The sequence below is a fragment of the Gudongella oleilytica genome, assembly GCF_004101785.1.
GTDB lineage: Bacteria > Bacillota > Clostridia > Tissierellales > Tissierellaceae > Gudongella > Gudongella oleilytica.
The window spans coordinates 1,292,764-1,314,591 of the sequence record NZ_CP035130.1; the positions used below are offsets into that span (position 1 = coordinate 1,292,764).

General features: G+C 45.5%; 21 protein-coding genes and 1 other annotated feature. All 21 genes read right to left on the reverse strand.

Features of this window, described 5'->3' with window-relative positions; genetic code table 11:
• Positions 1–6 precede the first annotated feature (6 nt).
• Complete coding sequence (locus tag EC328_RS06075; RefSeq protein ID WP_128425969.1) at positions 7–1,236, reverse strand: peptidase U32 family protein; 1,230 nt, start codon at positions 1,234–1,236, stop codon at positions 7–9.
• Positions 1,233–1,886, reverse strand: a complete 654-nt coding sequence (locus EC328_RS06080; RefSeq protein ID WP_128425970.1) for an O-methyltransferase — start codon at positions 1,884–1,886, stop codon at positions 1,233–1,235. Before EC328_RS06080 ends, EC328_RS06075 begins: the two co-directional genes overlap by 4 nt.
• Before the next feature lies 1 nt (position 1,887).
• Complete coding sequence (locus tag EC328_RS06085) at positions 1,888–2,379, reverse strand: QueT transporter family protein (RefSeq protein ID WP_128425971.1); 492 nt, start codon at positions 2,377–2,379, stop codon at positions 1,888–1,890.
• 18 nt (positions 2,380–2,397) lie between these two features.
• On the reverse strand, positions 2,398–2,991 hold the full coding sequence (locus EC328_RS06090) for a LysO family transporter (protein WP_128425972.1): 594 nt from the start codon (positions 2,989–2,991) through the stop codon (positions 2,398–2,400).
• Positions 2,988–3,278 carry a LysO family transporter gene (locus EC328_RS06095; RefSeq protein WP_128425973.1) on the reverse strand — a complete coding sequence of 97 codons (291 nt, stop codon included), beginning with the start codon at positions 3,276–3,278 and terminating at the stop codon, positions 2,988–2,990. Before EC328_RS06095 ends, EC328_RS06090 begins: the two co-directional genes overlap by 4 nt.
• Positions 3,279–3,296: 18 nt before the next feature.
• Positions 3,297–4,958 carry a ribonuclease J gene (locus tag EC328_RS06100; protein ID WP_128425974.1) on the reverse strand — a complete coding sequence of 554 codons (1,662 nt, stop codon included), beginning with the start codon at positions 4,956–4,958 and terminating at the stop codon, positions 3,297–3,299.
• Between the two features lie 32 nt (positions 4,959–4,990).
• Positions 4,991–5,440 carry a Fur family transcriptional regulator gene (locus EC328_RS06105; RefSeq protein ID WP_320404583.1) on the reverse strand — a complete coding sequence of 150 codons (450 nt, stop codon included), beginning with the start codon at positions 5,438–5,440 and terminating at the stop codon, positions 4,991–4,993.
• A gap of 5 nt (positions 5,441–5,445) precedes the next feature.
• Positions 5,446–5,697, reverse strand: a complete 252-nt coding sequence (locus EC328_RS06110; RefSeq protein WP_128425975.1) for a DUF1292 domain-containing protein — start codon at positions 5,695–5,697, stop codon at positions 5,446–5,448.
• An 11-nt stretch (positions 5,698–5,708) separates the two neighbouring features.
• Entirely contained in the window at positions 5,709–6,119 is a 411-nt protein-coding gene (gene ruvX, locus EC328_RS06115) for a Holliday junction resolvase RuvX (RefSeq protein ID WP_128425976.1), read from the reverse strand.
• Between the two features lie 21 nt (positions 6,120–6,140).
• The gene (locus EC328_RS06120; protein ID WP_128425977.1) at positions 6,141–7,088 is read right to left on the reverse strand and encodes an aldo/keto reductase; all 948 of its coding nucleotides are present in this window, start codon (positions 7,086–7,088) and stop codon (positions 6,141–6,143) included.
• A 67-nt stretch (positions 7,089–7,155) separates the two neighbouring features.
• The gene (locus tag EC328_RS06125) at positions 7,156–7,407 is read right to left on the reverse strand and encodes an IreB family regulatory phosphoprotein (protein WP_128427008.1); all 252 of its coding nucleotides are present in this window, start codon (positions 7,405–7,407) and stop codon (positions 7,156–7,158) included.
• 113 nt (positions 7,408–7,520) lie between these two features.
• Positions 7,521–10,160 carry an alanine--tRNA ligase gene (gene alaS, locus EC328_RS06130; RefSeq protein ID WP_128425978.1) on the reverse strand — a complete coding sequence of 880 codons (2,640 nt, stop codon included), beginning with the start codon at positions 10,158–10,160 and terminating at the stop codon, positions 7,521–7,523.
• A gap of 89 nt (positions 10,161–10,249) precedes the next feature.
• Positions 10,250–11,464, reverse strand: coding sequence for an AI-2E family transporter (locus EC328_RS06135; protein ID WP_128425979.1), 1,215 nt, complete (start codon positions 11,462–11,464; stop codon positions 10,250–10,252).
• A 77-nt stretch (positions 11,465–11,541) separates the two neighbouring features.
• On the reverse strand, positions 11,542–11,979 hold the full coding sequence (nifU, locus tag EC328_RS06140; RefSeq protein ID WP_128425980.1) for a Fe-S cluster assembly scaffold protein NifU: 438 nt from the start codon (positions 11,977–11,979) through the stop codon (positions 11,542–11,544).
• On the reverse strand, positions 11,980–13,161 hold the full coding sequence (gene nifS / locus EC328_RS06145; protein ID WP_128425981.1) for a cysteine desulfurase NifS: 1,182 nt from the start codon (positions 13,159–13,161) through the stop codon (positions 11,980–11,982).
• Complete coding sequence (locus EC328_RS06150) at positions 13,158–13,595, reverse strand: RrF2 family transcriptional regulator (protein ID WP_128425982.1); 438 nt, start codon at positions 13,593–13,595, stop codon at positions 13,158–13,160. Before EC328_RS06150 ends, nifS begins: the two co-directional genes overlap by 4 nt.
• Before the next feature lie 391 nt (positions 13,596–13,986).
• Entirely contained in the window at positions 13,987–14,949 is a 963-nt protein-coding gene (locus tag EC328_RS06155; protein WP_128425983.1) for an L-threonine 3-dehydrogenase, read from the reverse strand.
• Positions 14,950–15,140: 191 nt separating this feature from the next.
• Positions 15,141–17,552, reverse strand: coding sequence for a leucine--tRNA ligase (gene leuS / locus EC328_RS06160; protein WP_128425984.1), 2,412 nt, complete (start codon positions 17,550–17,552; stop codon positions 15,141–15,143).
• A gap of 44 nt (positions 17,553–17,596) precedes the next feature.
• Positions 17,597–17,793: a binding site (T-box leader), on the reverse strand.
• Between the two features lie 63 nt (positions 17,794–17,856).
• Complete coding sequence (gene asnS, locus EC328_RS06165) at positions 17,857–19,245, reverse strand: asparagine--tRNA ligase (protein ID WP_128425985.1); 1,389 nt, start codon at positions 19,243–19,245, stop codon at positions 17,857–17,859.
• 113 nt (positions 19,246–19,358) lie between these two features.
• Entirely contained in the window at positions 19,359–20,645 is a 1,287-nt protein-coding gene (locus EC328_RS06170; RefSeq protein WP_128425986.1) for a replication-associated recombination protein A, read from the reverse strand.
• 121 nt (positions 20,646–20,766) lie between these two features.
• Positions 20,767–21,828 (reverse strand): ornithine racemase Orr, encoded by a 1,062-nt coding sequence (orr, locus tag EC328_RS06175; RefSeq protein ID WP_128425987.1) that lies wholly within the window; start codon positions 21,826–21,828, stop codon positions 20,767–20,769.

Genomic DNA, 21,828 nt, shown 5'->3' on the forward strand with positions numbered 1-21,828 from the left:
CTTTGATCAATCCTCCCTGGGCTTTCTTATGAGATCGAACCTTTCAACAGGCTGCATTGTTTTAAGCCTTAGTATCTGCTGGGGGTGAGGCGCTACATCTATAGGAACGTTCTCCTCGTCCCACATTTCCCCGATTGTCTGAACGAAATAGTCCTTTCCAGGTCCGAATACTTCTATCTCCTCACCGACGAACATCCTGTTCCTTTGTTCAACAGTTGCTATGCCTGATTCCTTGTCATAATCCAGCACCATTCCTACAAAGTCATAGCATCTAAGGTATGAGCTGGTTCCATATACATGGTCCTCGGTTCCCGGTTTCTTGAAGAAGAAGCCAGTTGTAAAGTCCCGGTGGCTGACCTTTTGGATCTCAGTAAGCCATGCAGGATCGTATTTGTAGTTTTCAGGATCCTTAAGGTAAGCATCTAATGCCATACGGTAGGATCTGATTACTGTTGCGACATAATAGGAGCTCTTTACCCTGCCCTCGATCTTAAGGCTGTGGATGCCTGCCTCTATGACCTCCGGAAGGTGTTCCAGCATACAGAGATCCTTGGAGTTGAAGAGAAACGTTCCCTCCTCGTGCTCCTCTATTGGGAAGTACTGTCCGGGTCTTTTTTCTTCAACCACATGGTATTTGTATCTGCAGGGCTGGGCACAGTCGCCCATGTTGGCATCCCTGCCAGTCATGTAGTTGCTTATAAGGCATCTTCCCGAATAGCTCATGCACATTGCCCCGTGGACGAAGCACTCTATATCCATGTCATCGGGAAGTCTCCTGGTTATATTTGTTATCTCCTCCAGTGAAAGTTCTCTGGCAAGTACGATACGTCTTACACCAAGGCCATGCCAGAACATTATGGTTTCGTAGTTTGTTACGCTTGCCTGTGTGCTTATATGGATCTCCATATTTGGAGTTGTTCTCTTGATTACTGTAAACATTCCGGGATCTGATACTATGAAGGCGTCAACTCCTGCCTCCTCCAGCTCCTTTGCATACTCCTCGATCCCCTCCATGTCCTTGTCGTGGGGAACGATGTTAAGTGTTACGTATACCTTTTTCCCTCTGTCATGGGCAAACAATACGCCCTCCCTGATCTGATCAAGGGTAAAGTTCTTTGAAGCCTTACGCATTCCGAAGGCCTCTCCGCCCAGGTATACGGCATCTGCCCCGTATATTATCGCCATTTTCAGTTTTTCCAAATCGCCGGCTGGTGCCAGCAGCTCTACTTTCTTCAATAGTTTGCCTCCTTGCAGGTTATTGCGACTCCGTCACCTATTGGTATCACTGATGAGATGTAGCCTTCAAGGTTATTTATTCTCTCAAGATAGTCCCTGAGTCTGTTAACTATAGTTCTTTTTCTTCTCATCACGAGGCTGTCCTCTGCCACCATACCCTTGTATAGCACGTTGTCTGAGACGATCATCCCTCCAGGCTTAAGAAGCGCTGAGGCATAGTCAAAGAACTCCATATAGTGTCCCTTGGCTGCATCGAGAAATATGAAATCATAGGAGCCTGACAGATGCGGGAAGGTTTCAAGGGCATCCCCCGGGATGACCTTAATGCTTTTTTCATAGCCTGCTCTTTTTATGTTTTCAAGCGCTATCGGGATTATTTCCTGGTTTCTTTCAAGACTTGTGATCGTCCATCCACTTTCAAGGCACTCCCCCATAAGTATGGCTGAATAGCCTATTGCAGTCCCTACCTCAAGGACTGCTGCAGGTTTATGGATCCTTAAAAGAGTCCTTAGAAGCTGACCAACCTCCGGTTGAACTATGGGAACATGGTTCTCCTCGGCGTAAGCTTCCAGCTCCTGTAAAAGAGGTGAGCTTTTAGGAGTCAGCTCCCTTATATAGGTTGTGATGTAGTCTTCATTTATATGAGCCATTTTACCATTCCCTGTATTTTGATGCCTTTTCGTAGACATAGAGAATAAGGCTTCCGAATATGGAGACGCTTACAAGCTCTCCTGCAGTTATTCCAAGCACTGTGTATAGGTATGGGATCTTGGTGAAATAGGATACCCAGATCGACACGATGACTCCGTTTAACAGGATAGGCGGCAGCATACCTATGTATTTGTTTTTTGCCTTTGAGGTAAGATATGCTGCTATAAGAGTTACAAGTGAGCCTCCTATAATGTCAACGAGTCCAAAGCCTGAATAGGGTGCCAACAGAAAGTTGGCCAGGAGAACTCCGATAAAAAGACCTGGCACCGCTGCAGATTCGACTAAGGGGAGCAGCGTAAGCCCCTCTGCGATTCTTAACTGAACTGGTCCAAATGTCAGGTTAGCCATTGGAAATGGCAGAGCCTGAAGAAGAACCAGAACTAAGTATATGGCAGCTATCAAGCTTGCCTTGGTTAGGTATCTAATGTTCATGATATCATTCCTTCCCTGCTATAGATTCAGTATCAGCGGGACTAAAACCGGAACTGCAGAGGTGCAGATTACTCCGGATATAAATGCTATTATTGCCGTTTCAGGATCCGTGGACCTGGAGACGATCGGCAGCCCAGTATCCATGGCCGTTGCGCCAGCAGGAGCGATGGCTTCAAGAAAGCCAAGCTTTTTGGCCACCGTAGGTATGATAATAAATGCTATTAGCTCTCTTGTTACATTGGCGATAAATGCCATGGCTGATAGCTGACTTGAATAATTTGCAACGAGGATAGATGAGAGTGTGTACCATCCAAGTCCGGCACCTATTGCACCTGCCTCGTTGAATGGCATACCAAGAACGATCCCTGCAACTGCTGAGCCTGCTATGCTCCCGATAATGATGGCTAAAGGTATAAACAGTATCCTGAATCCGATTGCCTTTATTCTGCCGAATACAGATCGGTTAAGCCCGATATCTATCCCGACAAAAAACAGCAGAAGCATAAGCCCGATGTCGATAACAAGATCAGTGTATGCAAGAGCTCCCTGAGGAAGGATGAACATTCCCATAAGAGCTCCAACAGCTACTGCTAAGAGTATCCTAAGGGTCATTTTGCACTACCTCCTGTAACAAATCTTTTTACAAGAAGAACTCCCAGGATGCTGAAGCTGATGGTGAATATGCTCATTACTACTGCTCTGTATCCGATTTGAAGGAAGGAATCAATTACGCCCTGATCCATCCCGATCTTTACTCCCATTACCCCCAGCAACAAAAGAAGACAGGCAGTCTGGATGCTGCCCAGTCTTTTCTTCAGCTGTTCGCCAAGGCTTGCTCTGGCTCCAACCAAAGCTCCCAGCATGATGACTGCCAGGTACATTATAAGTCTTGTACCCATTCGTATTCTCCTTTTGTCCTATACCTCCATAATGATAGGCAATATCATAGGATTTCTCTTTATTGTTGTATAGAGGAAGGTCCTCAGGTCATCCCTTATGTTGGACTTTATTGCAGACCAGTCCTTGATCTTCTTTGCTTCACAGGCTTCAAGGGTCTCCTTTACTACCCGTCTTGCTTCGACCATAAGGTCCTCGGATTCCCTGACGTAGACGAAGCCTCTGGAAACCAGATCAGGTCCTGCTGCTACGATGCCCTTCTCCTTGTCCATGGTCACTACGACTACTATGAGTCCATCCTCTGAAAGGTGCTTTCTGTCCCTTAATACTATATTTCCAACGTCGCCGACTCCAAGGCCGTCCACCAGAATATGTCCCGACGGCACCATCTGCCCGAGATTTGCTTCGTTTTTTGACAGCTCCAGGGTCTGACCGTTCTCGAGGATAAAGATGTTTTCTCTTGGCGTTCCAAGTGCTTCACTTATGTCGGCGTGCATCTTTAGGTGCTTAGTCTCACCGTGGACAGGAATAAAAAACTTCGGCTTTACAAGACTGTGCATAAGCTTCAGCTCTTCCTGGCAGGCGTGGCCTGATACGTGGATGTCCTCGTATGCCTCAAATACTACCTCTACACCTTTCCCCAGAAGGTTATTTATTACTTTAGATACGGTTTTTTCGTTTCCCGGTATCGGTGTTGCCGATATTATGACAAGGTCATCGCTCATAAGATCGATCTGTCTGTGCTCATTTGATGCGACCCTTGTCAGGGCGCTCATTGGCTCTCCTTGAGACCCGGTCATTATCAGGACGATCTCGTCCTTTCTGTATTTGTTCATGTCCTTTATGTCTATTATCGTGCCCTCGTTGAAGCGAAGGTATCCAAGCTCCGAGGCGACCGTGGTCACGTTGACCATGGATCTTCCGGACATTATTACCTTACGGTCATTAAGCTCCGCTGCATCTATGATCTGCTGAACCCTGTGCACGTTTGAGGCGAAGGTAGCGACGATTATCCTTCCCTTTGCCTTGTAGAAAAGGTTCCGGAAGGTTTCCCCGACTGTTCTTTCACTCATTGAATAGCCCGGTCTCGTAACATTGGTCGAGTCTGACAATAGTGCCAGGACCCCTTTATTTCCAAGCTCGGCGAACCTGTTAAGGTCTATTTTGTCCGAGGTTATTGGTGTAAAGTCCACTTTGAAGTCGCCAGTCTGGATAACTGTTCCAACCGGGCTTGTCAGCGCGATGGCCGCACTGTCCGGTATGCTGTGGGTAGTTCGTATGAATTCCACTTCAAAATGGCCCAGCTTTATCTTCTCTCCGTGAGCCACCACATTCAGCTGTGCATTTGGCAGGTTGTGCTCCTTCAGCTTGTTGTTCAGCAAGCCCAAAGTCAGCTTGGTCCCGTAAATGGGGATGTCAAGCTTTTTCAGAACATAGGGAATAGCCCCAATATGGTCCTCATGACCATGGGTCAATACCAATCCCTTTATTTTCTCCTTGTTCTTGATCAGGTAGGAAATGTCCGGTATGACTATGTCTACTCCGAGCATTTCATCCTCGGGAAATGTCATGCCACAGTCCACGATTACTATTGAATCCTTGTATTCGTGAACGGTTATGTTTTTCCCGATCTCTCCCAATCCACCCAACGGGATAATTTTCAGTTTATTTTGTTTTGCCACTTTACCACTCCTTGTTTTTCTCTAAAATTCTTTCATTTATTCTTACATTTTTTGCATATCCCGTAGAATTTGACATTGTGATCCCGGATAACAAACCCTTCCTCTTTTTCGATCTCATCCTCAAGGGCTTCAAGAAGATCCAGCTTCACCTCAGTCACGCTTCCACATTCTGTGCATATTAAATGATGATGGTGATGATTCTCGTTGCCGAGATTCAGTTCGTAACGACTCACTCCATCGTCAAAATTAATCCTGTATACTATCCCCAGCCTTTCAAAAAGCTGGAGTGTCCTGTAAACAGTGGCTATGCCCACATCCTTGCTTTCACGGGCAACTATTCCGTGTACCTCTTCGCAGCTCAAATGAGACTCCTTGTTCTCCAAAAGGATCCTAAGGACGTCCTCTCTTTGATTTGTGTATTTGTAGCCTCGTTTCTGCAGCTGATCCATGTAGCCTTTAATGGTGGTTTCCACTGTTTTCACCCGCCTTATTGTAAATGCTCTCTGCTTAGCTCTTCGTAGGCTGATTTTACCTCCTCGAACTCTTCCTCGTCATCTATAGTAACAAATATGGGTTCTCCGTCCTGGTCCAGCTCAAGCTTCAATAGATAGGTCATTGTGTCCAGCTGGTCAGCATTCAACAGTGCAACGTAATCGGTATCGTCCAGGCTGAATTTCGCCTTGACGAGGAACTCGATCTCATTTCCAAGCTCGTCATAAAATACATGTTTTTCAGTCATGATATCCTCCTTTACTTTGAATCGAGATAAGTTTGCAGGATATAGGATGCTGCCACTTTGTCGATAATGTTTTTTCTTTCCTCTCGCCTTATGTCACCCTCAATAAGTACTCTTTCGGCAGACACTGTGCTTAGTCTTTCGTCTACATATATCAGCTCGATCTTAAATTTGTTTTTAATCTTTTCGCCGACCATTTTTGCCATTTCACCCGAAGGACCAATTGTTCCGTTCATGTTATAAGGCATTCCGACAACGACCTTTCTGACCTGGTATTGATCAAGCAGGGCCTCGATAGCCTCAAGGTCTTTTTTCTTGCTTTCCCTCTCAATGGTTGTGAGAGGCTGAGCCGTTATGCCCAATGGATCGCTTATTGCGACTCCTATTCTCTTTGTTCCAACGTCCAAGCCTAAAATTCTCTCCATACTCTCTCCATTATATCATTATCAAATAACTTTTATACAAAATTCCGGACAAACTGTGGCACAATATCCGCAAAGGATGCATTTATCGTTTGGGACCGCCATTCCGTCAATTACAGTTATGCCTCCCTGCTGGCATCTGCTCTCGCAGTTCCCGCAGCCCTGACAGTAATCCTGAACTATAAGCCTTCTGTTTGATCTGTTTATCTTTTCCTTTGTATTTTCTTCTATATACCCACTTTGCAGCATTTGAACAGCCGCGTCGACCTCTTCAGTCGACTGCAGGCCTATTGCTATTGAATGAAGCTCCTTCATATCTCTTAAAAAACCTATGGCCTCCTCAGCACGCTTTATGAGATGTCCTCCTCCAAGAGGCTTCATGCTGTAAATGCCACGACCTTCTTTATGGCAAGCTTTAATCGCTTCTACCATATCGTCCCTGGTGCCGTCATGGATCCCGATGCCGTCTACGTTAAGCAGGGGGTGGACTATGTCAAGCTCCCTGTATTTAAGGAATCCCCTTACCCCTGCCACTTTGTGGGTCGATATCCCGACAGCCCTTACCTTGCCCTGATCTCTTGCCTTTAAAAGGTACTCAATGGCAGGGTAGTGCCCTCTTATTGTATGCTCACTTTCCTGCTCGTGAAGTAAAAATATATCTATATAATCAGTCTGAAGCTCCTTCAAAGCTTTATGCAAGCTGTCCTCTGCCAGCTTTTCAGTATAAGCATAGGTTTTAGTGGCAATTACATAATCACTTCTTATTATACCCTGGATCCCTCTTCTGATATATTCATAATTTTCGTATATCTCCGCTGTATCTATGAAGTTGATACCTTTTTCGTAGGCGTATCTGATGAGCCTTGCGCCCTCATCCAGGCTTAGATTTGCCTGAAAGGGGGTCATGGTGAGGGAACCGAAGCAAAGCCCGGATACCTCTATGTCAGTATTGCCCAATCGTCTTCTTTCCACTTCCGGTTTCCTTTCGTTTCTTTACATAAAGAGGATGGATAGCCCTGTGCCATCCATCCATTCAAAGTCAGTCTTTAGTGCATTTCAAGTATGCCCGAAGTATTTCCTCCAATAGCTCGTCCCGCTCGATCTTTCTTATGATCGTTCGGGCGTTGTTGTGGCTTGTAATATAGGTGGGATCTCCTGAAAGGATGTACCCGATGATCTGATTGATGGGATTGTATCCCTTTTCCTCCAGTGAGTTGAAAACAGAAATCAGTATTTCTCTGGGCTCTGTAAGTGTTTCCTTAGTGGCTTCGAATTTCACGGTTTCGTTCATTTTATCGTTCACAGTACCACCCCTTTAACTATTATAACATAATCAGTGAATAGTGAATAGTGAATAGTGCATTGTGAATTGTGAATTGTGAATTGTGAATTGTTAATTGTGAATTATCTCTTCAACTGTTCCCTTACCAAACCTTCAACACTATCCATTGCTTCCTTCAATTTGGAGACATCCTTGCCTCCGGCCTGTGCCATCTCCGGTCTTCCACCGCCGCTTCCGCCTGTTGCAGCTGCTACAGCCTTTACAATGTTTCCAGCATGTATTCCCTTCTCAGTTACATCCTTGGTCGCCATGGCAACAAGTGAAACCTTTTCGCCGATGGCAGTTGCAAGAACGACTACTCCTGAACGAAGCCTTGCCTTTAGCTCATCTCCAAGGTTCCTCAGGCTGTTCATATCCATCTCGGGCGCAGTGTACACTATTACCTTGACTCCCTCGACTTCCTTTGCAGTTGAAAGTATCTCATCCGCTATATTTGCAGAAAGCTTGTCTTTAAGCCTTCCTATCTCTCTTTCCTTTTCCTTGAGCTCCTCCATGATGACCTGTGCTCTTTCCTTCAACGATTGTCTGTTGGTCTTCATCGAATGTGAAAGCTGCTCGAGCTCTTTTTCAAGACTGTTCATGTAATCAAAGGCATTTAGCCCTGTCAGTGCCTCTATCCTTCTTACTCCGGCAGCAATACCTGCCTCCGACACTATCTTGAACAGACCTATCTGCCCTGTATTTGAAACGTGTGTGCCGCCGCAAAGCTCCTGGGAGTAGTCTCCCATGGAAACGACTCTTACCACTTCGCCGTACTTATCCTCAAACAGCCCTATAACACCTTTCTCCTGTGCCTCCTTAAGAGTGACAACCTCTGTAACCACCGGCATCGCCCTTAACAGGTTATGGTTTACCTCGGCCTCGATCCTTGCGAGGTCCTCCTTGCTTACTGCCTCGAAGTGAGTGAAGTCGAAGCGGAGTCTGTTTGGCATTACAAGTGAGCCTGCCTGGTTTACGTGACCGCCTAAAACTGATTTCAGTGCCTTGTGCAGCAGGTGTGTAGCTGAGTGGTTCCTTCTCGTAGCATCGCGCAGCTCGTCATCCACAGCTGCCTCTGCTTTCATATCTTCCTTCAGCTGGCCTTCCTTAACGGATATAATATGGAGTATAGCGCCTTCCTTGGTAGGTCTTGCATCGGTTACCTCAGCATAGCCTCCCTCGAACAGAAGCTTGCCCTTGTCTCCTACCTGACCGCCCTGCTCGCCGTAGAAAGGAGTCTCTTTAAGGATAACAAGTCCTTCCTCTCCCTCGCTCAGGTGGATGACTCTCTCGCCCTCCTTGAACAAGGCTAGCACTACAGACTCAGCCCTGGTGGTGTCATAGCCAAGGAAGGTCGATTTGAAGCCCTTTGTTAGCTCCTCTTCTTCCTTTCCGCCCCATCCGCCGTCTGTGCCTTCTCTTGCACTTCTTGCCCTTTGTCTCTGCTCCTCCATATTAGCCTTGAAGCCATCTGTATCGAGCTTGATGCCCTTCTCGTTCAAGATCTCCAGAGTAAGCTCCAATGGGAAGCCATAGGTATCGTAAAGCTTGAATGCCTTGTCTCCTCCGAATACCTCAGATCCGGCTGCCTTCATTTCTTCGATATATTCATCGAGGATATCTATTCCCTGGTTGATTGTCTCCTGGAACTTCTCCTCTTCTGCTCTTATTACCTTTTTGATCTGTGCCTCGTTTTCCTTAAGCTCCTTGTACTCAACGCTCCAGGAGTCTATTACAACACCTGCCATCTGGTCAAGGAAGCCCTTTTCTATTCCCAGTAGCTTGCCGTGTCTTGCAGCACGCCTGATAAGCCTTCTTAGAACATAGCCTCTTCCTTCGTTGCCGGGAATTACTCCGTCGCTGACAAGGAATGTCATAGCCCTTGTGTGGTCAGTTATGAGCCTTACTGACACATCCTTCTCGTAGGCTGAGCCGTATTCATATCCGCTTATCTCTTCAACCTTGTGGAGGATGTCTCTTATGGCACCGATGTCGAATATGGTGTCCACGTTCTCCATTATGCAAGTAATTCTCTCAAGACCCATTCCTGTATCTATATTGGGATTTGGCAGCGGATGGTAAACTCCCTGCTCGTCCTTGTCAAACTGGGTGAAAACAAGGTTCCAAACCTCGAGGAATCTGTCACAGTCGCAGCCTGGTTTACAATCCTCGTGTCCGCAGCCGTACTCCAGGCCCCTGTCTATATATATCTCTGAGCAAGGACCTGATGGTCCTACTTCAAGTTCCCAGAAATTGTCCTCTTTTCCAAGCCTTACTATTTTCTCTGCAGGCACTCCGATATCCTTGTTCCATATCTCATATGCCTCGTCGTCCTCAAGATAGACGCTCACCCAAAGATCCTCCGGCTTTAGCTCCATCCTCTCAGTGAGGAATTCCCATGCCCATGCTACTGCTTCCTTCTTGAAATAGTCCCCGAAGGAGAAATTTCCAAGCATCTCGAAGAAGGTGGCATGTCTTGCAGTCCTTCCTACGTTTTCGATGTCACCGGTTCTTATACACTTCTGACATGTTGCCATCCTATTGTGGGGAGGTGTCGCATCGCCTGTGAAGTATGGCTTAAGCGGTGCCATTCCCGCTCCGATCAGCAACAGAGATTTATCATTTTTAGGCACCAGTGAAAAGCTTGATGCTACCAGATGGTCTTTTTCTTTGAAGAAATCAAGATATTCTTTTCGTATCTCATGCAGTCCCAACTTTTTCATAATTACACCTCACCCTAAATATTAGAAAAATCCTCCCCTTCAGGGAGGTTAGTCTATCTATAATATTTTAATGCAAATAGGGCCTTATGTCAATTTGTTCCGGTTTCTGAGTTGTCGGAAAGTCTTTTGTTGACCTTATCTTTAATATACCTGTAAAGTATTATCCCTATGTTCACAGCCGGAACTGAAACGATCATTCCCATTATACCGAAAATGGTTCCTCCCGTTATTATGGAAACCAAAACAGTCAGGGGATGCATTCCGGTGGTCTTTCCAAGGACCTTTGGGCCCAGTATGTTGTTCTCCATCCATTGGATAAGTAAAAAGAGCGCTCCCACCCATAGTGCCTTCGTGGGACTGGAAATAAAGGCGAACACAACTGCCGGCAGGAATCCAAGGAAAGGTCCGATATAGGGGATGATATCCGCAAGTCCTGTTATAAACCCGATTATTATCGCAAACTCTATTCCCATCAGGAACAGGAATATGGTAGTGGTAATTCCAACTACTACAGCCATGAGAAGTCTGCCCCGGATAAACTGCGACATCGCATCATCCATCTCGCCGAGAAGCTTATATATCTCCTCCTTGTACCTTGAAGGGATCAGAACATCTACTTTCTTTTGGAAATGGTCCTTGTCAACCAGGAAGTAGAAGGTTAAAACAGGTGTAAGTACCAGGCTTACTATCCGTGACAGCATACCAGCCAGACCGAGAATAAACTTCTCTGCCCCGTTTGCAAGGCTTTGCTGTATCCGGTCGATGTTCTGTGAAACTACATTTTCAATTGACTGGAGTATTTCAGGCATCTCACCAAATGTGTCAGAATAGCTGGAGTAAAGATTCTGGAACCAATTTGTGACTGAAGTTAAGTACTGAGGCAGATTTGCACCCAGTCGCATGATCTCCCTGCCTGTTCTTGGAAGCACTGCAAGGAACAATATGACGATGCCGCCCAGGATTATTAGGTATACTATGGATGCAGCAAGGATCCTTTTCATCCCCTTCCGTTCAAAGTAAGTGACGGAGGGATTTAATAGATATGCCAGCAGCATTGATACCAGTATCGTGAAGAAGGTATCTGATATAAGAGTATACTTCCTGAATATCTGCACCACAAAATAAAGGGCGAATAGTGTGATTATCCCCCAAAGGATAAGCTTGGTATTGTAATGGATCGCCTTTCTCGGTGCCACATACCTGTTTCCAATATTTATCAGATAGTAGATGATAAGGAAAAGAAGGATCGGTAAAAGGATCCATACGAGTTTTACTGAAAGCACAGGCGCTGTGCTCAATCCCATAAATATCCCCCCAAAGCTGCAAAAGACTCTGGCATGACGCCAATATCAGCTCCCGCCAGAGTCTTCCTTCTTAAAGTTTATTCTTCGTCAGCGTGGTCGTGGAGATGCTCGTCATCGAAGTCAACATCTTCCAATCCCTCTATTTTTACCCCTGTTTTATGGGAATAATCAAGCAGAGCTGATTTGATTGCCTGCTCAGCAAGTACGCTGCAGTGCATTTTTACCGGTGGAAGTCCATCAAGCGCATCTGCTACTGCCTTGTTTGTAAGCTCCATGGCTTCCTTTACTGTTCTTCCCTTTATAAGCTCAGTAGCCATGCTAGATGACGCTATCGCAGAACCGCATCCAAAGGTCTTGAATTTTACGTCGGTTATTATCTCTCCGTCTATCTTAAGATACATCTTCATTATATCACCGCATTTTGCGTTGCCTACTTCACCGACGCCGTCTGCGTTCTCTATCTCTCCAACATTGTGCGGATGCATGAAGTGCTCCATTACCTTCTCTGAATACATTTATTTGTTACCCCCTTGAATTTTTTCATATAACGGTGACATCATTCTCAATCTGTCCACTATTCCCACGAGCTTTTCAACAGCAAAATCCACCTCTTCCTCAGTGTTGCCTGTTCCCAGTGACAGTCTAAGTGAACCGTGGGCTATTTCGTGAGGAAGGCCTATTGCTAATAGCACATGGGATGGATCAAGAGAGCCTGAGGTACATGCAGAGCCGCTTGAGCCAGCGATGCCAACCATATCAAGGCTCAAAAGAAGCGCTTCGCCCTCGATAAACTGGAAGCAGAAGTTGGCATTGCCGGGAAGTCTTTTCTCCGGGTGTCCATTAAGTCTGACGTATGGTATTCTTTCCTTAATGCCCTTGATCAATCTTTCCCTAAGTGAGATCAGGTAAGTAGTATTCTCCTCAAGATGCTCGTAAGCAAGCTCAATTGCTTTTCCAAGGCCTACTATACCAGGTGTGTTCTCAGTTCCTGCCCTTTTGTTCTTTTCCTGTGCGCCGCCTGCTATAAGAGGATCTATCTTTGTTCCCTGCCTGATGTAAAGAGCTCCAACGCCTTTAGGTCCGTAAAGTTTATGAGCTGACATGCTTAAGAGGTCGATGTTCATTTCCTTTACGTCAATAGGAAGACTGCCTACTGCCTGAACTGCATCAGTATGGAAAAGAACTCCGTGTTTCTTCGCCAGTTCTCCAATTTCCTTAACAGGCTGGATAGTACCGATTTCATTGTTGGCAAACATTATGGAAATAAGTATTGTCTTTTCGGTTATTGCTTTCTCAAGCTCCTCAAGCGATATCATCCCGTACTCATCAACGTCCAGATATGTCACCTTGAAGCCTTGCTGCTCAAGATACTCACAGGTATGGAGTATTGCGTGGTGTTCGATTTTTGTGGTTATGATGTGGTTTCCCTTGTCCTTATTCTTATATGCTATTCCTTTGAGTGCCCAGTTATCAGCCTCAGAGCCGCCGCCTGTAAAGAATACCTCGGTCTTCTTGGCCCCTATGGCCTTGGCAACTCTTTCCCTTGCCTTGTCAATTGCAAGCCTCGAGTGGTTGCTAAGCGCGTATACGCTTGAGGGATTTCCATAAAACTCGCTGAAGTATGGTAGCATTTCCTCAAGCACTTCTTTTTTTACCGGTGTGGTTGCAGAGTGGTCCATGTATATCATTTTGTTCATTTTAATTCCTCCCGATATAGTCCCGGCTGGCTGTCTCTAACCATATCCTCAAGGCTTATGGAGTCGATCACCCTGTCGATGCTATCCTTTATTTTAGCAAACACCAATCTGGTTGCACAGCTATCGTCCCTCACGCAATCAAAGCCGTCCTCAGATACACATTCTGAAGGTGACATTTGCCCCTCCAGAGATCTCAGAACCTGTCCAACAGTTATTTCATGCGGTTTTCTTGACAGCATGTATCCGCCATATGCTCCTCTTGTACTTGTAAGAAGCCCTTCCTTCTTCAGGCTTGAAAACAGCTGTTCAAGGTAGTTCTCTGACAAGCCCTGCTTTTCCGCTACATATTTAAGAGATATTGGCCCCTGTCCATAATCCTGAGCCAATTGATACATCGCCATTAGCCCGTAACGCCCCTTGGTTGACAGTTTCATTCATTTCACCTCTTTAATCCCAACTGCTTTGGTTGGTTTTACTTTTTCAGTATAGTATATCCGGGTAATCTTGTCAACATTGAAAACACATGAAGATAATGCAAAATTCACAGATCACAACTCAAAATCAAAATAAAGAGAAGTTGGAATGCTGGAAGGGGAAAGCTATAAGGGGAAAGGGGAAAAGGAAAGGAATAGTTTAAATTGACAATTGACGATTGACAATTAAAAGTAAAAAATCCTCCTCTAATTCTCAGAATAACTGGATATCGCAGTCATCCTGAACGATAGTGAAGGATCTTATCTTATTCATTTACTACCTACTACCTACTATTCGTTATTTTGAATTATCGGGCGGGCAGGGTCGTCCGCACCCTACTTATATAATTTGCTAAATCTTGATATTCAACTTCTTACTCAGCTTCTCAAGCATATCCTTTGTCATGTCGTCCAAAAGGTATTTAGGTGCCCAGCCCCACTCTGCCCTGGCTGCGCTGTCGTCAAGTGAATTTGGCCAGGAATCTGCTATCGCCTGCCTTATAGGGTCCACATCGTATTCAAGAACAAATCCGGGGATGTGCTTTCTTATAGATGCAGCGATCTCTTCAGGATCGAAGCTCATAGCCGCGATATTAAAGGCATTTCTGTGGATCAGCCTTGAACTGTCTGCCTCCATCAGGTTTAGGATTGCATCAAGGGCATCAGGCATGTACATCATATCCATCTTTGTTCCCTTATCTATAAAGCTTGAGTATTTTCCATTCTTAAGGGCTTCATAGTAAATATGCACTGCATAGTCGGTAGTTCCCCCTCCAGGCAGTGTATCGTAGGAAATAAGTCCTGGGAATCTGACACCCCTCGTGTCAACCCCGAATTTATGGAAATAATAGTCACATAATAGCTCGCCTGCCACCTTGGTGACACCATACATGGTGCCAGGTCTCATCACAGTATCCTGTGGAGTAGAATCCTTTGGAGTCAAATCACCAAAAACTGCAATCGAGCTTGGTGTAAACACAGACAGCTTTTTCTCCCTTGCAAGCTCAAGCACATTATAAAGCCCGTTCATGTTAATGCTCCAGCACAGGTCCGGCCTTGCTTCGCCAGTTGCTGAGAGTATGGCAGCGAGGTTTACAATGGTATTTATTCCGTATTTGTCTACCACCTCTGCCATACGATCCTTATCCATAACATCTATTACTTCAAATGGTCCGTTTTCAATGAGCTCCTTATGGGTTTCCTTGGCTTTAAGATCGCTGATGATAACGTTTGCATTACCATAAACGTCTCTCATTCTTACTGCCAGCTCGGAACCTATCTGTCCAAGCGCTCCAGTAATAAGTATCTTTCTCATCCACTGCACCTCCGTAGTCTTTTGGAATTGCTATATTGCTATTATAGCATAATTATCTGAGGTTGATATAAAAATCTCATTAAGAAGGCCCGGACAAGTCCGGGGCAGACCGAAGACAAAGCTCAACAATCCTTATTGATTGCTGAGCTTTGTCTTCAGCCTTAATTTGCCGCCATGTGGCGGCAGATTGACTATTTTACAACTATGTTGTAGATCTTCCCTGGAACGTAGATTTCCTTCACGACAGTTTTTCCATCGGTAAATTTCTTCACGCCGGCAGATGCAAAAACTTTTTCCTTGATGCTCTCTGTGCTCTCATCAATGCTGACCTCAACTGTACCTCTCACCTTTCCATTTACCTGAACAGGCAGATCAAAGACCTTGTCTATGGTCTTCTCCTGGTCGTATTCCGGCCATGTTGTCTGGAACAGATATCCTGGCAGGCCTGCGATCTCCCACAGCTCCTCTGTTATATGTGGAGCAACAGGATTCAACAGTATGAGGAATGTCTGGAAGTCCTTTTTGTTAAGCCTTCCAAAGTCATTGAATTCGTTTAAAAGACTCATCATTGCAGCAATTCCAGTATTGAATTTTAGGTTTTCGAAGTCCTCGGAAACCTTCTTGATAGTCTTGTGGATGCTGGATTCAAGCTCAGGAGTGTAGGAATTCCCTTCTGTCAGTATCTCCTGAAGTCTCCATACCCTGTCGAGGAACCTCCTGCAGCCCTTCACACCATTATCGGACCATGGAACGGCTTTTTCAAAATCTCCGATAAACATCTCATAGGTTCTTAGCGTATCAGCTCCATAATCCCTTACTATATCATCGGGATTAACTACATTTCCTCTTGATTTTGACATTTTTTCATTGTTGTCGCCAAGGATCATACCGTGCGATGTCCTCTTTGCATATGGCTCAGGCATTGGAACCACACCGATATCGTAGAGGAACTTGTGCCAGAATCTTGAGTATAGAAGGTGAAGGGTTGTATGCTCCATGCCTCCGTTGTACCAGTCTATTGGCGACCAGTATTCAAGTGTTTCCTTGGAAGCCAGTTGATCATGGTTGTCCGGATCCATGTATCTTAGGAAGTACCAGGATGAACCTGCCCATTGAGGCATGGTGTCAGTTTCTCTGTGAGCCGGTCCTCCGCATTTGGGGCAAGTGGTGTGTACCCATTCATGGATCGCAGCAAGAGGTGATTCCCCGGTATCAGTCGGCTCATAGTTTTCAACCTCAGGAAGCTTTAGCGGAAGCTCAGACTCAGGAATAGGAACCCAGCCGCATTCGTCGCAGTGTACCAATGGGATCGGCTCGCCCCAGTATCTTTGTCTCGAGAATACCCAGTCCCTAAGCTTGTAGTTTACCTTTCTCTCTCCGAGACCTTCCTTCTCGATCCAGTCAAGCATCGTTCTGATTGCATCCTTTACCTCCATGTCATTTATGAAACCGGAGTTAACAAGGATCCCTGAGTCGGTATCAGTGTAGGCCTCCTTTGTGATGTCGCCGCCTTTTATTACATCGATGATGGGCAGATTGAACTTTGTAGCAAACTCCCAGTCTCTCTGATCGTGGCCAGGTACTGCCATTATTGCCCCTGTACCATAGGTCATTAGAACGTAGTCTGATACCCAAAGAGGTATCTCCTTACCAGTTGCTGGATTTATTGCTGACAAGCCTCTAAGCTCGACACCGGTCTTTTCCTTTACAAGCTCTGTCCTTTCAAAGTCTGATTTCTTTGAAACATCTGCCCTGTATGCCTCCACCAGGTCGATGTTTTCTATTCTGTCTCTGTATTTATCGATCAATGGGTGCTCAGGAGCTATTACCATGTAGGTTGCCCCAAAAAGAGTGTCCGGTCTGGTCGTAAAAATCCTTAGTACGTCATCTCCGCCGACGATCCTGAAGTCCAGTTCTGCTCCCTCAGACCTTCCTATCCAGTTGATCTGCTGGATCTTAACTCTATCAATATAATCGACAGTATCCAGGTCATTGATAAGCCTTTCCGCATATTCGGTAATTTTAAGCATCCATTGGTTTTTGACGCGTCTGATGACTTCGCTTCCGCAACGTTCACATACTCCTCCCACTACCTCTTCGTTGGCGAGACCGACCTTGCAGGAGGTACAGAAGTTTATTGGCATTTCCTGTTTGTATGCCAATCCTTTTTCAAACAGCTTAAGGAATATCCACTGAGTCCATTTGTAGTAATTTGGGTCTGTTGTGTTTACCTCTCTGGACCAGTCGAAGGAGAAGCCTATTGATTTTAGCTGTCCCTTAAACCTGGCAATGTTTTGCTCTGTGACGATCCTTGGATGGATCTTGTTCTTTATTGCGAAGTTCTCAGTTGGAAGTCCGAAGGCATCCCAGCCCATTGGAAAAAGTACATTGTAGCCCTGGTATCTTCTCTTTCTTGATACGATGTCAAGGGCAGTGTATGGTCTCGGGTGACCTACGTGGAGTCCATTTGATGATGGATACGGGAACTCCACAAGAGCATAGAACTTCGGCTTCTCACTGTTGTTCTCGGCTCTATAGCATTGGTGCTCATCCCATATATCCTGCCATTTCTTTTCGATGGACTTTGGGGTGTAGTCTTTCATTTACATTACCTCCTCAATTTACAAAAAATAAAACCTCTCGCCCTGTTAGAGACGAAAGGTTAATTCCGCGGTACCACTCTTTTTGATAATCCCACTCGATGCCTGTAACGTAGGCGTTCCGTCCCCGGCTTACACAGGGGATCCTCCCGGACGAGTTCAGCAATTCTCTCTGCAGCCTTCCACCAGCCGGCTGCTCTCTAAAAGAGGCTCCTTGCTTAATATTTCCGTTCATCGATGTTGTAATTTAGCTAAAATTATAGCAAATGCCAAGCCTTTAAGCAAGACATATTTAACCGGGCTAATCTTAGAACTCCGCCGAGTTGACTGTTCTTGGGAATGGGATAACGTCTCTTATGTTTGACATTCCTGTGATGTACATAATTGCTCTCTCAAAGCCAAGTCCATAGCCTGCGTGCTTTGTTCCGCCGTATTTTCTAAGCTCCAGATACCACCAGTAGTCCTCCGGGTCCATTCCATTGTCGATTATCTTTTGAGTGAGGACGTCGAGTCTCTCCTCTCTCTGGCTTCCGCCAATTATCTCTCCGACTCCGGGCACCAGAAGGTCCATGGCAGCTACGGTCCTGTTGTCCTCGTTTACCCTCATATAAAAGGCCTTGATCTCCTTGGGGTAGTTGATTACGAATACAGGCTTTTGGAATATCTTCTCCGTTATATATCTTTCATGCTCTGTTTGAAGGTCAATTCCCCATTCCACTGGATACTGAAATTCCTCGCCTGATTTTTTCAGAAGCTCCACTGCTTCAGTATAGGTTACGACACCGAACTCGGAGTTTACTATCGACTTTAGTCTTTCGATTATCCCCTTGCTTACGAAGCTGTCGAAAAACTCCATTTCCTCAGGAGCATTTTCTAATACATAGTTCACAATATACTTAAACATATCCTCAGCAAGCTTCATGTTGTCTGTAAGGTCTGCGAAGGCAATCTCAGGCTCTATCATCCAGAACTCAGCGGCATGTCTTGCGGTGTTTGAGTTTTCAGCCCGGAAGGTAGGTCCAAAGGTGTATGTATTCTTGAAGGCAAGAGCAAACACTTCTGCTTCAAGCTGCCCGCTGACTGTAAGATTTGTCTCCTTTCCGAAGAAGTCCTTTGAAAAGTCAACTTTCCCGTCCTCCGTCCTTGGAGGGTTCAGCATATCAAGGGTACTTACCCTGAACATTTCTCCTGCACCCTCTGCGTCCGAAGCGGTGATTATAGGAGTGTGGGCATATACGAAGCCTCTCTCCTGGAAGAACTTGTGGATGGCAAAGGCAAGGATCGACCTTACTCTGAAAACGGCGCTGTAGGTGTTAGTCCTTGGTCTTAGGTGCGCTATGGTTCTCAGGTATTCAAGTGTGTGACGCTTCTTTTGAATGGGATACTCGCTGTCGCTCATTCCCTCAAGTTCAATCGATGACGCCTTGACCTCGAATGGCTGCTTAGCCTCAGGAGTTTCCACGAGAGTGCCTGACACCCTTATTGCTGAGTAGATAGGCAATTTCTCTATATCCTTGAAATTTGTTAAGGTATCGTCATAAACAATTTGCAGATTCTTAAAAAATGTTCCATCGTTAAGTTCTATGAAGCCAAAGGCTTTTGAGGATCTGGATGTTCTGATCCATCCCTCCAGGATGATCTCCTTGTCAAGGTAGTCCTTATAGCCTCTGTAAATGTCTTTTATAGACAAACTCATTGTATCCCTCCTAAGTAATGTGAGCCATCGGTAGCCATCGGGGACGGTCCCTTTTGGCTGTAATTGTGTGGATTTATATGCATTTCCTGCCAAAAGGGACCGTCCCCGATGGCTTATTCTTTTTCCAAGCCCTGACCTGAGGGCTTGTAGTATATTTTATCCTCGAAGCCTTCCGGCAGATAGGTCTGCTCCACATAATGCCCCGGGTAGTCGTGAGGATAAAGGTATCCTTTCCCATGCCCCAGCTTTTCGGCTCCCCCATAATGGGCATCCCTGAGGTGACCTGGCACTCTGCCTATCTCGAGGTTCCTGACATCATCCATTGCCTTGTCTATAGCTACTATTGCACTGTTGCTTTTCGGTGCATTGGCAACATATAATGCAGCCTGGGAAAGGATTATCCTTCCCTCCGGCATCCCTATGGCGTGGACTGCCTGCAATGCTGCAACCGCAACCTGGAGTGCCATAGGGTCGGCATTACCCACATCCTCGGAGGCTGCTATTACGATCCTCCTTGCGATAAATATGGGGTCTTCGCCTGCATTTATCATCTTGGCAAGGTAGTAGGATACGGCCTGTGGGTCAGAGCCTCTCATGCTCTTTATAAATGCTGAGATGGTGTCGTAGTGTTCGTCCCCGCCCTTGTCGTATCTTGCTGATTTGACCTGGATAGAGTCCCTTATGCCATCAAGGTCTATTGTCCTCAATCCATTTTTATCTGGCTCGGTGGATAATACTCCGATTTCAAGTGAATTAAGAACGATTCTACCATCACCCTGTGCTATGGTCAATAGATAATCCAGTGCCTCATCCTCCAGATGGACATTATAATCCCCCAGTCCTCTTTCCTTATCCGTAAGGGCTTTATCCACAAGAAGCCTCAGATCTTCTCTTTCAAGTGAGTTGAGGACTATGACCATAGCTCTTGACAGAAGAGCTTTGTTAACCTCAAAGTAAGGATTTTCAGTGGTTGCACCAATAAGGATGATTATGCCTCGCTCTACAAATGGCAGCAGAGCGTCCTGCTGAGACTTATTGAACCTGTGGATCTCATCAACGAAAAGGATAGTCTTTTTGCCAGTCATTTTTAGGCTTTCCTCGGCTCTTGCTACCACCTCACGAATATCCTTGACTCCGGCTGTTACGGCTGAAAGCTTTTCAAATCTCATCTTTGTCTGGTTGGCGATTATCATTGCAAGTGTCGTCTTGCCTGTACCCGGTGGCCCGAAGAAGATCATGGAATTTATCCTGTCAGCCTTTATGGCTCTTCGTAAAAACTTACCCTCTCCAAGCACATGATCCTGTCCTACAAAATCATCCAGATCCTGAGGTCTCATCCTGTCTGCAAGCGGTGCTGACTTTTTTAGTTTTTCCTCCATAGATATAGAAAACAAATCCATTTGATCACCCTCATAGGTTGGTGTTACCATTATACCACATCAAAAGACAGTCAAGAAGCCGTGAAATTACACAAGATATAAAATTTCCGGTCAAATTCTCATTTGACCGGAAATCATTTTGTTAAATATAGTACTTTTCTACGAACTCAGAGGTCATCAGACGAAGTATGCTGACGTAGTGCATGTTGAATCTCACTACATCGCCTACCTTGTAATCGGTTTCGGAATCAGAGCCGTCGACTATAAGATGATCTGAGCTTCCACCAAGAACGATCAATCCATTGTCCTCTGGTTTCAGTGTACCAATGTCAAGATCCTGCTTGCCAACTGCACATAGAAGTCTTTTTCTTACTCCTCTGTCAACAAAGGTTGGAACCTGTCCGAATGCATCTCTGCCGATTTCCTCTGTCGGGACTGAAGGCTTTTCCTTGACCTCTATTATCTCAGCCTCAAGTACGAAGGCTGTGGGGTCCGTTCCCTCCATTTGATTGCCGTATGCTGATTCTGTCCCTATTACAAATACCTCCCCAAGCCTTAGATGGTTTATGCCTTCAGGGAATTCTCCCTCCAGCATATATACTGAACTTGAGTTTCCACCTGATACTATCTCAAGTGGAAGGCCATAATCATTTCTTACTCTCTCGGCCAGGTCTGTCAGTCTTTTCAGGATCTTCTGATTTGGTATTACTCCGCCGTAGCAGGTCAGGTTTACACCAAGACCAGAAATTTTTATCCATCTAAGTTTTAACATCTCTTCTATTGCTTTGAGGAGTTCATCTTCCTTGAAGTAGCCTTCTCTCAGGTCACCAAGATCAGCCATGATGATAATGTTGTGTTTCTTGTTGTTTTTTTCAGCTGCTTTATCAAGAGCCTTTACTGTCTCAAGCTCGGAGTTAAGGGAATAATCTGCGTACCTTACCAGCTCTTCAGCCTCAGATATCATCGGCAGCCTCAGCATTATTTTAGGAAGCGGGAAATCCTTCATCCTCTTAAGGTTTTGAAGCCTTGAGTCTGCCAGAAAATCGACGCCGCCATCAATATATGCCTTAACCAGCTCAGGCTGTGCGCAGAATACCTTTGTTACTCCTGCCACGGTAACGCCCCTGGACTTAGCCAGGTTAGTTATTTTTCTTACGTTGTTCTCTACTTTTTTTGTGTCTACTACTATTCTTGGATAAGCCAT

Coding starts and splice junctions, on each gene's coding strand:
- EC328_RS06090 (WP_128425972.1), bottom strand. CDS start 2,991: ATGACCCTTAGGATACTCTTAGCAGTAGCTGTTGGAGCTCTTATGGGA.
- EC328_RS06085 (WP_128425971.1), bottom strand. CDS start 2,379: ATGAACATTAGATACCTAACCAAGGCAAGCTTGATAGCTGCCATATAC.
- nifU (WP_128425980.1), bottom strand. CDS start 11,979: ATGTATTCAGAGAAGGTAATGGAGCACTTCATGCATCCGCACAATGTT.
- leuS (WP_128425984.1), bottom strand. CDS start 17,552: ATGAAAGACTACACCCCAAAGTCCATCGAAAAGAAATGGCAGGATATA.
- EC328_RS06155 (WP_128425983.1), bottom strand. CDS start 14,949: ATGAGAAAGATACTTATTACTGGAGCGCTTGGACAGATAGGTTCCGAG.
- EC328_RS06095 (WP_128425973.1), bottom strand. CDS start 3,278: ATGGGTACAAGACTTATAATGTACCTGGCAGTCATCATGCTGGGAGCT.
- asnS (WP_128425985.1), bottom strand. CDS start 19,245: ATGAGTTTGTCTATAAAAGACATTTACAGAGGCTATAAGGACTACCTT.
- nifS (WP_128425981.1), bottom strand. CDS start 13,161: ATGAACAAAATGATATACATGGACCACTCTGCAACCACACCGGTAAAA.
- ruvX (WP_128425976.1), bottom strand. CDS start 6,119: ATGGAGAGAATTTTAGGCTTGGACGTTGGAACAAAGAGAATAGGAGTC.
- EC328_RS06080 (WP_128425970.1), bottom strand. CDS start 1,886: ATGGCTCATATAAATGAAGACTACATCACAACCTATATAAGGGAGCTG.
- EC328_RS06170 (WP_128425986.1), bottom strand. CDS start 20,645: ATGGATTTGTTTTCTATATCTATGGAGGAAAAACTAAAAAAGTCAGCA.
- EC328_RS06150 (WP_128425982.1), bottom strand. CDS start 13,595: ATGAAACTGTCAACCAAGGGGCGTTACGGGCTAATGGCGATGTATCAA.
- EC328_RS06125 (WP_128427008.1), bottom strand. CDS start 7,407: ATGAACGAAACCGTGAAATTCGAAGCCACTAAGGAAACACTTACAGAG.
- orr (WP_128425987.1), bottom strand. CDS start 21,828: ATGGCTTATCCAAGAATAGTAGTAGACACAAAAAAAGTAGAGAACAAC.
- alaS (WP_128425978.1), bottom strand. CDS start 10,160: ATGAAAAAGTTGGGACTGCATGAGATACGAAAAGAATATCTTGATTTC.
- EC328_RS06110 (WP_128425975.1), bottom strand. CDS start 5,697: ATGACTGAAAAACATGTATTTTATGACGAGCTTGGAAATGAGATCGAG.
- EC328_RS06135 (WP_128425979.1), bottom strand. CDS start 11,464: ATGGGATTGAGCACAGCGCCTGTGCTTTCAGTAAAACTCGTATGGATC.